General features: G+C 52.8%; 10 protein-coding genes and 3 pseudogenes. 3 read left to right on the forward strand and 10 right to left on the reverse strand.

The genetic code is table 11. The annotated features are described in order from the left end of the window. Nucleotides 1–33: 33 nt before the first annotated feature. The 3 genes from KOSB73_RS26210 to KOSB73_RS26220 all read right to left on the reverse strand — a co-directional run bounded on the left by KOSB73_RS26210 (nt 34) and on the right by KOSB73_RS26220 (nt 4124). Nucleotides 34–2544 carry a fimbria/pilus outer membrane usher protein gene (locus tag KOSB73_RS26210; protein WP_165775034.1) on the reverse strand — a complete coding sequence of 837 codons (2511 nt, stop codon included), beginning with the start codon at nt 2542–2544 and terminating at the stop codon, nt 34–36. A 230-nt stretch (nt 2545–2774) separates the two neighbouring features. Beyond that, the gene (locus tag KOSB73_RS26215) at nt 2775–3350 is read right to left on the reverse strand and encodes a fimbrial protein (protein ID WP_098141220.1); all 576 of its coding nucleotides are present in this window, start codon (nt 3348–3350) and stop codon (nt 2775–2777) included. A gap of 141 nt (nt 3351–3491) precedes the next feature. After that, nucleotides 3492–4124 (reverse strand): hypothetical protein, encoded by a 633-nt coding sequence (locus tag KOSB73_RS26220; RefSeq protein WP_098141222.1) that lies wholly within the window; start codon nt 4122–4124, stop codon nt 3492–3494. Nucleotides 4125–4679: 555 nt separating this feature from the next. Here KOSB73_RS26220 and tnpB point away from each other — a divergent pair. From tnpB to KOSB73_RS26235, 3 genes and pseudogenes are all read left to right on the forward strand, one after another. Next, nucleotides 4680–4856, forward strand: a pseudogene (gene tnpB, locus KOSB73_RS31250) (IS66 family insertion sequence element accessory protein TnpB); the annotation flags it as partial. Nucleotides 4857–5140: 284 nt separating this feature from the next. Then, nucleotides 5141–5449: pseudogene (locus tag KOSB73_RS31255) on the forward strand (IS66 family transposase); the annotation flags it as partial. 15 nt (nt 5450–5464) lie between these two features. Further along, nucleotides 5465–5659, forward strand: a complete 195-nt coding sequence (locus tag KOSB73_RS26235; protein WP_098141228.1) for a hypothetical protein — start codon at nt 5465–5467, stop codon at nt 5657–5659. 64 nt (nt 5660–5723) lie between these two features. Here the strand turns inward: KOSB73_RS26235 and KOSB73_RS30970 are convergent. The 7 genes and pseudogenes from KOSB73_RS30970 to KOSB73_RS26260 all read right to left on the reverse strand — a co-directional run. Further along, nucleotides 5724–5925 (reverse strand): annotated as a pseudogene (locus KOSB73_RS30970) (hypothetical protein); the annotation flags it as partial. A 99-nt stretch (nt 5926–6024) separates the two neighbouring features. Further along, nucleotides 6025–6411: a PerC family transcriptional regulator gene (locus KOSB73_RS26240; RefSeq protein WP_098141230.1), complete on the reverse strand. Its 387-nt coding sequence runs from the start codon at nt 6409–6411 to the stop codon at nt 6025–6027. Between the two features lie 265 nt (nt 6412–6676). Then, the gene (locus tag KOSB73_RS30745) at nt 6677–7612 is read right to left on the reverse strand and encodes a hypothetical protein (protein ID WP_133116584.1); all 936 of its coding nucleotides are present in this window, start codon (nt 7610–7612) and stop codon (nt 6677–6679) included. Between the two features lie 260 nt (nt 7613–7872). Further along, a complete protein-coding gene (locus KOSB73_RS26245; protein ID WP_165775036.1) occupies nt 7873–8439 on the reverse strand; it encodes a fimbrial protein in 567 nt (188 codons plus the stop codon). A 106-nt stretch (nt 8440–8545) separates the two neighbouring features. Beyond that, nucleotides 8546–11293: a fimbria/pilus outer membrane usher protein gene (locus KOSB73_RS26250; protein ID WP_241185105.1), complete on the reverse strand. Its 2748-nt coding sequence runs from the start codon at nt 11291–11293 to the stop codon at nt 8546–8548. 128 nt (nt 11294–11421) lie between these two features. Beyond that, nucleotides 11422–12129 carry a fimbria/pilus periplasmic chaperone gene (locus KOSB73_RS26255; protein ID WP_098141234.1) on the reverse strand — a complete coding sequence of 236 codons (708 nt, stop codon included), beginning with the start codon at nt 12127–12129 and terminating at the stop codon, nt 11422–11424. Nucleotides 12130–12276: 147 nt separating this feature from the next. Then, entirely contained in the window at nt 12277–12882 is a 606-nt protein-coding gene (locus KOSB73_RS26260) for a hypothetical protein (RefSeq protein WP_098141235.1), read from the reverse strand. Between the last annotated feature and the right edge of the window lie 781 nt (nt 12883–13663).

Below are 13663 nucleotides of genomic sequence, written 5' to 3' on the forward strand. Positions count from 1 at the left end.
CGGGCGCATTACGGCCTGCGCCGGGGCATGAGGTTAACGGCAGTTCACGGTCACCTTTTTGTACCACTCTTCCGGCGCCTGTTTTCCTTCCGGCAGCGCCGGCAGGGTGAACTGACACTGCTCTGCCTGCCGTTTGCCCCAGACCACTTTCAGCGTCTGGTCCCGGCGCGCGTCCAGCCCGCTCAGGTAAGCCTGACCGTGGTTCCCCACAATGCCGGCTTCTTCCTTCTCGCCTTCCAGGTAAATCATGGCGCCCAGCGGAATTCTTTTCGGACTCTGTATCTCCACCATGGCCCGGCGTCCCACCCGGGTCGCGAACTTCAGCAGCACCGCGGCGCCGTCGCTGGGCACCACCTTGCGGGCGGAATCCTTTAATTCAACGTTTTGTGAAGACTGGCTGCGACTGGTATCCAGACTGATGTTGTTGTAACGGTATGGCGTCAGCCAGGTCACCATCGCGTGTCCGAAATAATCCGTCTCCGTGTTACCCGCACCGGACACGCTGATACCGGAGGCACCCGGGGTCTCTACGATGGCCACGGTATTACCCAGCGTCGGTGACAGCACCAGGCCGCCGCCATACAGCGTGATACCTCCGCTCATCCCGGCGGAGTACTGGTTATGGCCACTGCTGTGGCTCATGCCGGCTGACACGTTGCCCTTGCTGCCGTTATAGCCCAGCGTGCCGGACTGACTGTATTTTCCCTGCGTGTCCCGCATCATGTTTGCGGAGTAGTTCACCCGGTTATCCCACGCGCTGCCGGTGTATCCCAGGGACTGGCTGTACTGGTTGTCACTGTTGCGGCTCAGGCTGTAGTTCAGGGAGCCGTAATCGCGGCTGCGGCCGCCTGCACGGCCCAGCGGCAGACTGACGGACAGACCTATCTGGGTGTCCGAATTATGAATGTCATGCGTGCGGGTCAGGGACAGGGAGACGCTGGCCGGCCCGATGGTGGTACCGGCCCCCCCGGTAATGGAGGTCGTCTTGCGGCTGGTCCCGTAGTAGCGGTCCTGGCTCATCCCCATGTAGAGGCTGCCGTAGTTGTTCAGGCTCTGGTTCAGCGTCATTTCCACCCGGCTGCGCTTACGCTGCAGCCACTCAGAATCTCCCCAGCTGTAGCCGCTGATATTGTCCCGGCTCTGGCGGGACAGGAACTCAGGAAACTCAAGGAAGTTTTTCGAGCGATACTGGTATCCCAGAATCTGCAGGGAGGTCCCGGTCATGTCAAAATGGCGGGCATAGAGAAAACGGACGGCTGAGCCGTTCCTGGCCTCACCGTCGTTCCAGGTCTCCTGGTGACGCGCCCAGGCCGCTTCGGTGGAGAATGCCCCGATACTGCCCAAGTTCCACGCCACACCGGCGGAGAGGGACTGGTAATCTTCTGACGCCACCGCCGAACTGTTCAGCGTGAAATGCTCAAACCCCCGCTCCAGGCTGCCCGTGGTCACCCAGGGCTCCTCAGCCCGGCTGCCCTGATTACGGTAACGTCCGGCTGCCAGGCTGTAGCGGGTAGAGCCCGGGCGTATCATGTTCGGCAGGGCCGTATAGGGAACATGGAATACCTGCACCTGACCGTCAGACTCCTCCACCGTCACCTCCAGGTCAGCGCCCACCTGAGCGCTGTAGAGGTCATCGATGGCGAACGGTCCCGGCGTCAGGGTGGTACTGTAGATGATATTGCCGCGCTGACGGATAACCAGGCGGGCGTTGGTCCGGGCCACTCCGCGAACCACCGGGGAGTAGCTGAACTGATTGTCCAGCAACATTTTCTGGCTGGTACTCAGGGACACGCCGGTCAGGGGAATGGCCCCGACCATATATCCTGAGGTACTGGTATAGATTTCACCGGCCTGCAGGTTACTACGCAGGAAGGCAATATCCCGGCTCAGATAAGAACGGTCGTGGTTTGACTGCCAGCCCTTACCCGGATTGCGGTAGAACGAATCAATGCTGAAGAAACGCCATGCCCCGAGAGAGCCCACGGTGTTCAGGTTGAGATAGGCGCTGCGGGCGGTGGTGTCATCCGTGCGCCAGCCGTCACCGGACCGGCCTTTGGTTTTTGTGGTGTAAAAATAGCCGTTGTAACTGGTGCGCAGGCTCGGGACGCCGTGGTCCCACTCGTCCGGGGAAATCATGGTAAAGCGCTGCCGGTCAACGGCCTCCTGAGGCACGGTGATGCTCAGCACCTGGTGGGTGGCGTCATAGGCGATGGCGGATGAGGGGATTTTCTGCTCAAGCGGCTCACAGGTGGCCTCGCCGTCTGTTGCGGCGGACGTTTTATCCGGGGCTGTGGCACGGTCATCGTACAGGGCTATTTTTATACCGAGACTTATCAGCTGCTCCCGGGTCAGGCACGGGGCCACCCGCTGTTTTCCGTTATCCACGAAACGCACTTCGGTGTGTTCCGCCAGATTGTCATTGACGCGAATGTCGACCAGCTTCATCCCCGGCGTGACCGCGTCCTGCCAGACAAACACATCCGGCGTGGCCCCGCCTTTATCCCGGCGCAGGAATACCTCATCAAAATCGGAGCTGGCCGGCACGCTCCCGGCCAGACAGCAACCTAAAACACAAAAAATCCCCGGACGGTGCCATCCACCTGCCGTTCTCCGGAAATTTTGTGTGTCAGGGGTGAGTGAAGGCGGATTCGTTTTGCGCATGCCTTTAGCCTCAGTCATATTATTTTATTGTTATCCGGACAGACGCGCGTCTGTCCGCACATCCTGTGCGTAAAAAAAAGCCCCTCCCGGAAACCGGGCGGGGCAGTGATGCATCAGAAATAAGAGATGGTGTAGTTTGCGGTGCCGGTAACCGTACCCGCGGTCACACTGGTGCTGAGGGATTTATAGGCCGCGACAAAGTCCATGTTGATAGCGCCGGCAGTGGACGGCAGGGTGTAACCCGGCGCCACAGCGGTACCGCCGTTCATGTCAATCTGCACACCGGCCGGCGTCAGGATAGCCACGGCCACATCGTCTGCAGCGGTGGCTGACGGCGCGGTGTTGCCGGCAACATACGCATCAGTAGCCGGGGCAAACGGCGTGTCGAAGATGGCACGGACGTTGGACAGGGAGCCTGCTGCGGCACAGCCGGTCAGGGAGATTTTGAACGCGGTATGACCCAGATAGGTACCGGCACCGGCATTCAGTGCCGGTGCCGGCACAGACGGCAGGTTGATGGTCTGGTTAACCGCCGGCGCACCACCACCGACAGACACTCCGGTCAGCGCAGTACAGGCGCTGGCAGTAACGGTGCCGTTAAAGGTGATGGTGCCGTCAGCCGCCATCGCGCCGGCAGACAGTAAAGTGGAAGCCACTACCAGGGAAGCCAGGATACGATTTAATTTCATTGTAATACTCCATTATTTAGTGTTGTTTGAATAACCCTTACTACCCACCACTGCCTTGTGTGGTCGGGCGATTAATGCCACCGGTATCATCTGCACCTGGTGGCAATAATATGTTGCCGCCGGGGATAAACGCCGGCCTGGCTATGATTCACTGCAGGCGCTTTCACCTGCCCGGCAAATTTCGTTTATATCCCGGCAGATAAGCAGGGACACCCGGTTGCAGTCAGGTATGCCGTAATGCATCACCTCTTCCCGGCTCACCCGGTAGACATAATCCCGGGTAACATTAAGTTTTTCTGCTGCATCCCTCACTGACACACCCCCTGTCAGCAGGCTGATAATCCGGGTAACCCGGTCTGACACCTTCCGGTAACGGGCGGGGGCCATTTCAGCCAGGCGAATGACGGAAAATAATTCCCGCAATGAAATCGCCGCACTCATTACCCACGGAAAATACTTTTTAACTGGCCGAAAAACAGGAGAGTCGACCAGAATAACCACCCGAAGTAAATGCAGGGAAAAACGGCGAATAAATTCACTTCTTCGACCGGATTCCGGAATATAGAGCACAAAAACATCGCCGGGCGAGGGTGATACCCTGCTGATATCCCGCGGTATTTTTATTATACTGACATCACCTTTTCTTATTTCTTCGGCATGGCTTACGCCCATAAGGAAATATGTATTATCCGATACAATATGATATCTCATCGATACAGCAGTCCTTTGTTTATCCTGTTTCTGGAATAACTCCTGCGAACGTTCCTGTTGCAAACTGAATTTATTTTTAGCACAGAAAGTTCAAATCCTTTAATTGGTTAAAACGATCGATACAGTCACTGCAATAGATTACAGCTATCATCTGATGTGTTATCGATCGTTATAACCGATTGTACAGGATGACGTTTATTTACGTTTCCCACAAACAAAGAGAGACATCTTTGCAATTCCCCTCAGGCATGACAAAACACTATCAAAAACGACATATCCATTATCTTTGTGCCGGAATATCCGTTCTTTTGTGAAATGACGAGCTGATAACATTGTCAATAAATGTCAACAATAACCTTACCTGACATAAAATAAGGATAAAAACAGTTAAGTATTATTAATATAAAAACGTAAAATTCTGATATAAAATTCCTGGAAGAAAATGACTAAAAAATAAAGGGGAGAACTGGAGAATCAATTTACGCAAGCAATATTCAGACACTGACGATGCCAAATTCCTAACAGGCCTACTGGAATATTTTGGGATTGTAGGCGAGACACCCGCAATAATTTGCGCTCTGCTATTTTTAGAGGGCTGATATTAGACGGCAACGCGTTTTGTCGAACGAATTCCCGGTTACAATCTGTACCGGTATCACTGATATAAGAAATGGCTTCAACGGCCTGGCCGCCAAAATACAGACGGCGCTGAAAGATGCTCCGATGTCCGTCCATGTCTTCATCTTCCGGGATCGCAGCGGCAGCCAGGTAAAACCGCTGTGGTCTACTGGCGACTGTCAGCGCCTTCCGGGTTATCCGGACGTACGTGAAAAGCGTGCCTGTGCTCAGTGCAATGCCAACATGCAGACCTCCGTACCTTCGCGCCCATCGAGCGGGGTATTACAGGACTAGGGCTGCGATACCCCCACGTGCTGGCCTCAAACTACGCAGAGCACACTCCGCTGTACCACCGGCCTGAAGTATAGGCCCGCCAGGGTATGGAGCTGAGTCGCTCACTGCTATCAGGCTGGGTGGATGCTTATATCGGGTTCAACGAGCTGTACCGCAATGGCCGGATAATGCGGGCCCACGCCCGCCGCAACATCCGCAATGTGCACGTCCGCATCCCGTCATCGCTGATGAGGAAAGCGCTGAAACGGATCGGCGAGCTATACGCCATCGAGGCGGAAATAAGGGGAATATCGGCGAGAACGCGAGCGGAAAACGAAACCGCTGCTGAAATCCCTGGAAAGCGGGTTGCGTGAAACGATGAAAACGCTGCCGTGGTACGCTGAGCTGGCGAAGGCGTCTCGTAGGCCCGGAACCCGTGGCCGGCGCTGACATACTATGCAGACGATGACTGGGCCGAAACAACCAATAATATCGCTGAAAATGCCCTGCGGATGGTCAGTAACTTCCTGTTCTTCGATTCTGAACATGGTGGTGAGCGGGAAGCACTGCTGTATAGCCTGATCGGGACGCGCAAACTGAACAGCGAGGATCCAGAAGGCTACCTTCGCTATGTAGCCGACTGGCCGGCCAACCGGGTTGGCAAACTGCTACCCTATTATTTTCTCCTGACGCACCGTAGTCTGTAAATTACACGACCTTTTATCTCGCCCGCTACGGCTCAAAGGTGCCGTCACGGTCGCGCGGAGTTCACAGCTCCGGAGAGCCACCGCCGGTGGTGGGAGGAGCCCATGCCCGGTTTTGGCGGTTACTCCTTATAGCCGAGATGATGAGTCAGTTCAGCATTGAGCGCAGCTTCAGCACCAGACCAACTAGCGATTAACAAATTGATATTTAATAAGCTATTATGTTTTACCCGTTCGTTAGCCAGTGCCTGCAACTGTTTCTCGTCCATAAAATAACCTGCCTTTGATATTGGATTGAACATATCAAGACCAGACAACTACACAAGTATGTACAGACTTTCAACACTCTGTGCCGCTGGACATTTCATTTAAAGCCCCGCCTCCTGCCGCTGCTGAAAATATTCGCTGATGAGAAGTTCTGCGTCCGTTTCTTCCGCCAGGCAGCTATCATTGATGACCACTTTTTCCCTGCGTTTCTGGCCTTTGAATCTGAATGCCGCACCACCCTGTTGACTCAGCCCCATCCTTGTTTGCGCCGCCTTTGCCGCATTGAGGATTTCCCTCACGTTCAGCCTGTCCTTTACAACAGGCTGCGTTGCCGACAGACAACGCCTCCGCCGCCGCCTGACCCACTCACGCTGGGCATCTGACAGACCATACGACAACATCACCTCCAGCCACCTGTCTGCCGCCCGGCGCCACAGGCCTGACGCCTCAAGCTCCCGCGCCAGCACATCTTTAACCGCCGCTGACATTTTCTCCCTTCCTTACAAATAAACCTGCCGCTTCCCCACTCACTCCCGGACAAGGGACAACGCCTTCTGCGTCGGTGACATTTTTTCTACCTGACCAGCGCAGGACAGCATTCAGTTAACGTTTACCCTGAAATAAAAATACCCTGATATCTAACGAAGATATAACTGTTGCCATAAGTTATTTTGTGCCGGATACGATTCCCCGTAGCAGCCTCGGTTCAGATCAGATATCCCATATCTGTATTAAAACGAGGCCGTGTTTTAATTAATCGAAGGATACAATCAACGTGCCTGTACAACTGAATGCTCCCAGAGTAGTAGGCGTAAATCTGGCAGTCATTATATTTGTTAAACTTTTCCCACCACTGTTTCTGAGTAAATTCCCGGTGTCAGCATGGTGAATACCCAGTATAGTTCCATCAGTTAACTGCAATGTAGGTGACCAACTGTCACAAGGAGCCGAAACATCCCAGGTTATTTTAGGGGCGAGCTGAAATTTCCGACCGCTAGGATAATAGGTTGTCATTTTGAAAGGGGACTCAAATGTAGTCATTAGTTTCCCTACTATCGGAGACGGTTGTTCTATTGAAATGTTCAACGATGCAACGTCTACATATTTAGCAGTAAATTCACTAGTAACCTGTTCACCTGCCTGAGCACCGCTCAGTGAATAATACATAGGAACAGATGATGTTCCCGAGTATCTACACTTAACGTCGATGACATCACGGCCGTCATCACTTAGATTGGTGGTAATATAGCTTTCTTTAGCAAATATTTGGGGGCGTATTTGAGATAGTGAACCGCTAGGACTTAATACTTCAGTGATGTCAACGGATTCACCGCCGGAAACAAGGCGGTGTTTAATCTCAAAAAAATACCCATCCACATTCATACCACCAGGAATATAGGGTTCATCTTTAATCGTACAAACAGCATTGAGACCGGCAAGGTGCTCTGCGGTACAGGCAGTTATTTTGAAAGATGATGCTCCAGGTGTGTAAGTTCCGCAACGTACTCCTGCTAGCGTCATATCAGATGACATTGTATCCCCAACATTGAGACCCTTCAGCGAACTATTTCCATTTGAGTAGGAAAGATATGATACATACAATATGGGAGAGGCCGCTACTGCGGAAGCAGAGACCAGTAACATACAGATAATCAAGGCATTGCGTACGCTATGTTGCAATAATCGCATAGGCCCCTCAAGGCATTAAATTTATGTCCATTTCCATCGAAATATCTGCAGCCTGAAACCGTAGACACTGTACTGATGGTTCTTAAAGTTAAAGGCCGACTTTATCCTTCACACCTGACGCAACCTCAGACAGCCAGAGTCTTTCTCTGACTGGCCGCCTGATGCGTTACAGGCGTCGGCCATTTTGTTTTTACTGTGGCAGTTGCCGGCAACAGGGCCATGCAGTTTCCTTCAGCCCCTGTTGCCGACAGACTCACCCGTTACTGATAGGACACGAACAGAGTGCCGGTGGTGTTCAGTGAACCCAGACCCGGAGCTGCTGCCGTTGTTTTCACCACACGGGCCTGCAGTGTCAGGTCCTGAGCCGCTGGTGCAGACGGCGTCAGTGTGAACGTGGTGACGGCGGAGGTATCGTCACTCTTAAGATGTGTAGAGCCCTTCCAGACCTGAACACCCACACCGGTTGCATTACCTGCACCAGCCACGTTATCCAGCGCATTAACGGTATTGGTGGTCGTACCGCTAAACCACACCTTCACCGCTGAAGCCTGTGTCCCGCAGTTTGCAAAAGAGATTTTGAAATCCTTTGACATCGCAGATGTACCCGCAGCTGACCCTGCCCCAAAGTCAGAAGCCGAGATATTACCGAACGCCACGGTACCACCGCCTGAGACAGTGGCGGTGTCGCAGGTATTATCTTTGATATCGCCCGTGAAGGTCACCGAAAGCGGAGTAGCGACAGATGCCGCCAGTACGCCCCATGAAGCCGCTGCCATTGATGCCGCAACCAGTCCTGCCATCAGTTTCCTGTTGAATGATGCTTTCATATTAAAATTCTCCATTGTTGTTTATTAGTGACTTGCTTTTGCTTTACTTTGCTTGCTGATGGCCGTCCGTTCAGGACTGCCGGTTAACAGAAACCTCCGCGCATAATTACCGCGCGCAGACTTCAGATATCTGTACAGGCGACTGCTGCATCTGCGCCTCCGTGAACCGATAACGCACCGTGCACTGCTGGTTCGCTCCCGCCCCCCACTGCGCTTTCAGCTCTCCCTCCGGAGCGAGGCCGGACAGGTACACCAGACCTTCATCACCGACAATGCCGCTGCTGGTCCCGACCGTCACCGTCGTGCCGAACGGCAGCGGTTTACCGTTATGTGTGAGGGTCATCAGAGTCCTGACACCCGTATGGGCTTTAAACTCCGCCCGGACCAGCGCGCCGCGTGTGGGGATGACACGCGTGGTGGTGGCATCCAGCTCCGTGTTTTCGCTCAGGTTGTCCGCGTCCAGCGAAATGGTGTTCTCCCGGTATTCCGTGCTGTAAGGCAGTAACGCATATCCCCGCCAGTCGGTACGTACCCCCGTACCGTTTCGGACCGGTACGCCGGCGGCCCCGGGAACCGCAACCAGAACGCTGGTCGTGCCCGGTGTCTGGCCCAGCGTCAGGCCGTTACGGTGCAATACCGCGCCCCCGCTCAGACCGTAACTCAGCTGGCGGTAGCCCGGACTGTGGCTGTACCCCAGGGACGTGCTGCCGTAAGTACCGCGGTAATCCACGCTGGCATTACCGCTGCCGCCGTGATTTCCACCATCGCCCTGCCGGGCATAACCTTCCTGGACGTTCCAGCTGAGTCGGGCATCGTCAAATACAGAGCCGCTCATACCGGCCATGTAGCTGCTCCGCCCACCGCTGCTGTGACTCATATTTCCGGAAAGTCGGGTTCTGCTCGCCTGCGCGTTCTGACTGCCCGGCAACAGGGCGCTGAACGGCAGAGAGAAGGACAGGTAAACCATCCGGTCCGAATGCGGCTGGGTGCTGGCCTTGCTGTAACCCCATGACAGGTTCAGGTTTGCCTGCCCCAGCGAGGTGCTGTATCCCGCCGTCAGGGAATCCGTTGAATGGCTGCTGTTCCAGTAAGTCTGCCGGCTGCCGGTGATATACATCGAGCCCCATGACCCGAAACGCTGGGAAATATTGCTCTGTATCCGGGTGCGCTTGCTGTTGTACAGGTTGTAGTAGTCCGTGTACGGACGCTGCTCCGGGCGACCATCCGCATCCAGGGTGTCGTAGTCATACAGCCAGCCGGACATCCCCTTCAGCGCGGTCTCATCCAGCGTGTGGAACCCCTTCGTCGAGTAGCGGTAACCCGCCAGGCGGAAGGTGGTGCCCAGTGAACTCATTGAGCGGGCGTACAGAAAACGCAACGACTGTCCCGAATGATGAGTACCATCAGCCAGTTCGCTGTTGGCATGAGTCAGGTCCGCCGATAATGCTCCCCAGCGCCCCAGGTTCACCCCTGCACCCAGCATTCCTGCACGGTATTTCTCTGCCCCCTGAAGGCCGCCATAGACCGTGGTGTTATAAGGCAGGCCCCACTGCAGGGTTCCCTCCGCAAAGGCCGGATTATCGTACTGGTCGCTGTTGCTGCGAAAACGCCCTGCCGCCACGCTGTAACGCATCCGGCCTTCACGCTGGAGCAGCGGGACAGAGGAGTACGGCACCGTAAACGTTCTGGCCGTGCCATCCGCTTCCGTCACCGTCACATCCAGGTCCCCCCCGCTGGAGACCGGATAAAGGTCATCAATAACAAAGGCGCCTGGCGGAACGTAGGTCTGGTAAACCAGGTTACCGTTCTGACGGATAGTCACCCGGGCGTTGCTGAAGGCTGCACCTTTCACTAGAGGAGCAAAACCGCGTATCGTGTCCGGATACATGCTGTCATCGGTGGTCAGCTTCACCCCACGGAAGGCAAACGCATCAAACATGTCACCGTCAGTAGAAGCTTCACCAAGTAACAATCTGCTGCGCAGAGGAATAATCGCCCGCTCTGCATAGGTGTTCAGTCGCTCCCATTTACTCCAGGTTTCGCCGCCACTGGTGGCGTAGCGACTCCATGTGCGGTTGTCCCGCAGGCGCCAGGGGCCGAGGTTGAGACCATTATCGAGATTCAGGTACAGGTTATTGCTGTTGCCGTAATCTCCGTTGCTGTGGCTGCCGTTCAGGTTGTAACCCAACAGCAGGGCATTAATACCGTCATCCCAGCGTTCCGGGGGTATCCACCCCTGTGGCCGGTTCTTCAGCATCGCCTGAGGGATACTGATATCAAGACGCATTGCGGTGAAGTCAAATGCCGTATAGGCCTGCGGAATATAACGTCCCGGAGAAATGCACAGGTCATCTGGCGCATTTGCCAGGGCAGGAATAGCATCTATCTTCAGTCCTGCGTCACGCCAGTCATCGGGGGTCAGGCAGGCCATCAAACCCGTTTTGTCCCGAATGTCCTGGCCTGAAACCAAATCTGAAGACACAACCGAAGACGGCTCATCTGCCTTAGCGATACTGCCTGCCATCGGCGTTTTTGCAGCAGGTACGGAATCGGCAGCGACAAACCGGACATTGCGGGAAGCCAGCCAGGTGCCGTTAAGGTACATCTCCACCTCATAGGTTCCCGGCATTTGCGTCCCTGCCGGCGTCAGGTACGACAGGTCTGCCACGCCGTCCTCCGCCCCGGAAATTAACCCCACGGGAAAGTACTCTTCGGCCTGTAACAGCGCCGGCAGTGCCAGCATCACCATGACAGCCAGCGGCCGCAGCCCATGCGAAAGAGACAAATGCCCTTTATCGCGATGGCGTGTTCGGCTGGCACCGTGGTTTATTTTCGCTTCCCTCATATCCTTCATTTCCCTGCCCCTGCTGTCTGTAGTCTGCTTTTTGTTGTTTTTATGGCATGTCCGGCCGTGTTCCGGCATTCCCCCAAAGGCGCTCCGCGGCATTTGCATGCCAGCCAGCGCGTAGCTTTTACTGCGCGCTACTGAATACTTTTTGTCAGTGCCGGCGTCAGGGCGCCGTGGTCATTAATGGTCCGGAAAGTGACGCTGCTGCCACTGCCAGCCGGCAGCGGTATGCTGGCTTTCCCTTTTGGCGAAACCATGACGTTTTCCAGTTTGTGGCTGCCGGCCTTGATCTCCGTCAGCGTCAGGTAATAGGGGCCGGGGTTATTGATTTCCAGCGTCTTTCCGGACCGGCGAAAAGTCAGCTGCGCCGGTGCCTCACGGAGTTCAGGCTTCAGACCTGCCGGGCGAACAAACAGCTTGATACGGTTGGCGGCAGCCAGAATCAGCGAGTTCTTACCTTCCGTGTCTTTTTTGTCTACAGAGGGAATGGCCTTGACGATAAAGTAATAAAGCGTTTCCCTGTCCTTTGGCAGTTCACCGCCGGTATACATCACCCGCAGGTTATTACCGTCCTCAGGCTTGCTGACATAAAGCGGTGGTGTCACCACAAAGTCTTTTGTTTTGCCGCCAGACGCCGCATCCACCCATGACTGCACCAGAAAGGTGTCCGTTCGGGAGTTATTACTCAGCAGCACGTTGACCTGCTTTGCTCCCTGCGGATATACAATACGCGTCCCCTGGATGGATATACCGCCCTCGGCAAATGCTGAAATTGAACACAGGCATAATGATGCTGCCACAAATCCAGAGGAGAACACTTTATGAAGTTTTAATAATGTCATTTCATATTTCCATGTAAAAAACACATTCCAGACTCTGGCTGCGATAAATGTCGGTGACAATTATCCGCACGGTAATCATGAACAGTATTATTTAACCTTAGCAAACGGCTAATGCCCGATAGCCAGAACAGTTAATGAAGTATGAGGCTAAATCTCTAGCCTTATTCTGGTACTTAATTTGTCAGTACTTTTATCCATATGAAGAATCTCATGGCAAAATATAGATGCAACAGATGAATTGCATTTCCCTAATCCAAATTGATGTAGCAAACGTCGCTTAACGGCATAAATGTATTTTTCACTCATCTGCATTCTGTCCGAGATATCAGGAAGAGAATACTCCTTGGCTAGCAAATCAAATATTTCCCTGGTCTGCCAAGGGATCTCATGTCTGTTGAATGCATGCCTCAAAATCCGTTTTAACAAGCTAATCAATTCCTTAGGCTGCGTGTTCCAGGCAATGATTTGAGGGAACATAGCATTACAAACAAAGGGTTTCATCCCGTTAAGTCTGACCATTATCACCAATCGGCAGGCCGACATGACAGGCAAGCGAATAAGCCTGCGGCGTAAATTGATATTACTAACATTCAACAATACTACATCTCCTGGCGCAGGATTTAGCTGATTTCGCTTTTCATCCCATTTGCTGACATTAAAAAATGTCACAGCCCCGACAGATGGTAAGTTCGCAGTAAAATTCTGCATACCCAGTAAAAAATAGGTATCATCAGACACAAGAAAAATATTCATTTATCGCTCTCCATGCTTCAGCTATCTAAACCACCACAGATAAATGAAATTTAAATATTAAATAATCCCGTTCATGATTTCGTGTCTCTATTCTTATCGAATGTAATAGTTATTGGCAATCGTTTTAAACGATTAAAAGGAATGCATTGATAGCAAATGGCTATTAATAATAAAAATGAAGAGATGTAAATTAAAAGGAAAACAGAAAACATTAGTTTTCTTGTGTAAATATATCTTAGAATCGCGAAACATCCTAACAGCAACACTTCTGGAAGAGAGAATTAATGCATGTCAGGTATAATGCGAAACATCTGAAATGGCATTCAGCGTGCACGCTATTTTTTATTAAAAAAATATGTCAGTACAGGTAAATCGACTGTGGTTAATTCTGAAGGAAAATTCTTAATACAAAAATGGCTTTTTTTGGTTACCTGGCCCACTCCATTCATTTTCTGACTGAAAAAAAGCAAAAAAATATGATTTAGATCAATTATTGAAATGCGATAAACACCAGAAAACAACAGAAATCAGATGATTATTTACTAAAAGGGCACTACATCATGGGCTGTCCAGTGCCACTTTTGATCAGAACTTTCATTGTCATGCGATTTTGCTGAGTATGTGAACGTCCATAATGAATGATGTTGAAAGCACCGTTATCGACTTTTGTGAGGAGTGAATCAGCTTCGCAGCACCAGGCCTTACGAAGGCCCACCTACGCGTATCATGCTAATAGTTTCACTGTTGAATACTTAAAACGAATTTATTCGGCACAACCTGC

Origin of the sequence: Klebsiella grimontii (genome assembly GCF_900200035.1) — a bacterium.
Lineage (GTDB): Bacteria > Pseudomonadota > Gammaproteobacteria > Enterobacterales > Enterobacteriaceae > Klebsiella > Klebsiella grimontii.

Excerpts from the sequence above, each read along its gene's own strand:
- KOSB73_RS26215 (WP_098141220.1), bottom strand. The coding sequence starts at position 3,350 with ATGAAATTAAATCGTATCCTGGCTTCCCTGGTAGTGGCTTCCACTTTA.
- KOSB73_RS26235 (WP_098141228.1), top strand. The coding sequence starts at position 5,465 with ATGGTCAGTAACTTCCTGTTCTTCGATTCTGAACATGGTGGTGAGCGG.
- KOSB73_RS26240 (WP_098141230.1), bottom strand. The coding sequence starts at position 6,411 with ATGTCAGCGGCGGTTAAAGATGTGCTGGCGCGGGAGCTTGAGGCGTCA.
- KOSB73_RS30745 (WP_133116584.1), bottom strand. The coding sequence starts at position 7,612 with ATGCGATTATTGCAACATAGCGTACGCAATGCCTTGATTATCTGTATG.
- KOSB73_RS26245 (WP_165775036.1), bottom strand. The coding sequence starts at position 8,439 with ATGAAAGCATCATTCAACAGGAAACTGATGGCAGGACTGGTTGCGGCA.
- KOSB73_RS26250 (WP_241185105.1), bottom strand. The coding sequence starts at position 11,293 with ATGAAGGATATGAGGGAAGCGAAAATAAACCACGGTGCCAGCCGAACA.
- KOSB73_RS26255 (WP_098141234.1), bottom strand. The coding sequence starts at position 12,129 with ATGACATTATTAAAACTTCATAAAGTGTTCTCCTCTGGATTTGTGGCA.
- KOSB73_RS26260 (WP_098141235.1), bottom strand. The coding sequence starts at position 12,882 with ATGAATATTTTTCTTGTGTCTGATGATACCTATTTTTTACTGGGTATG.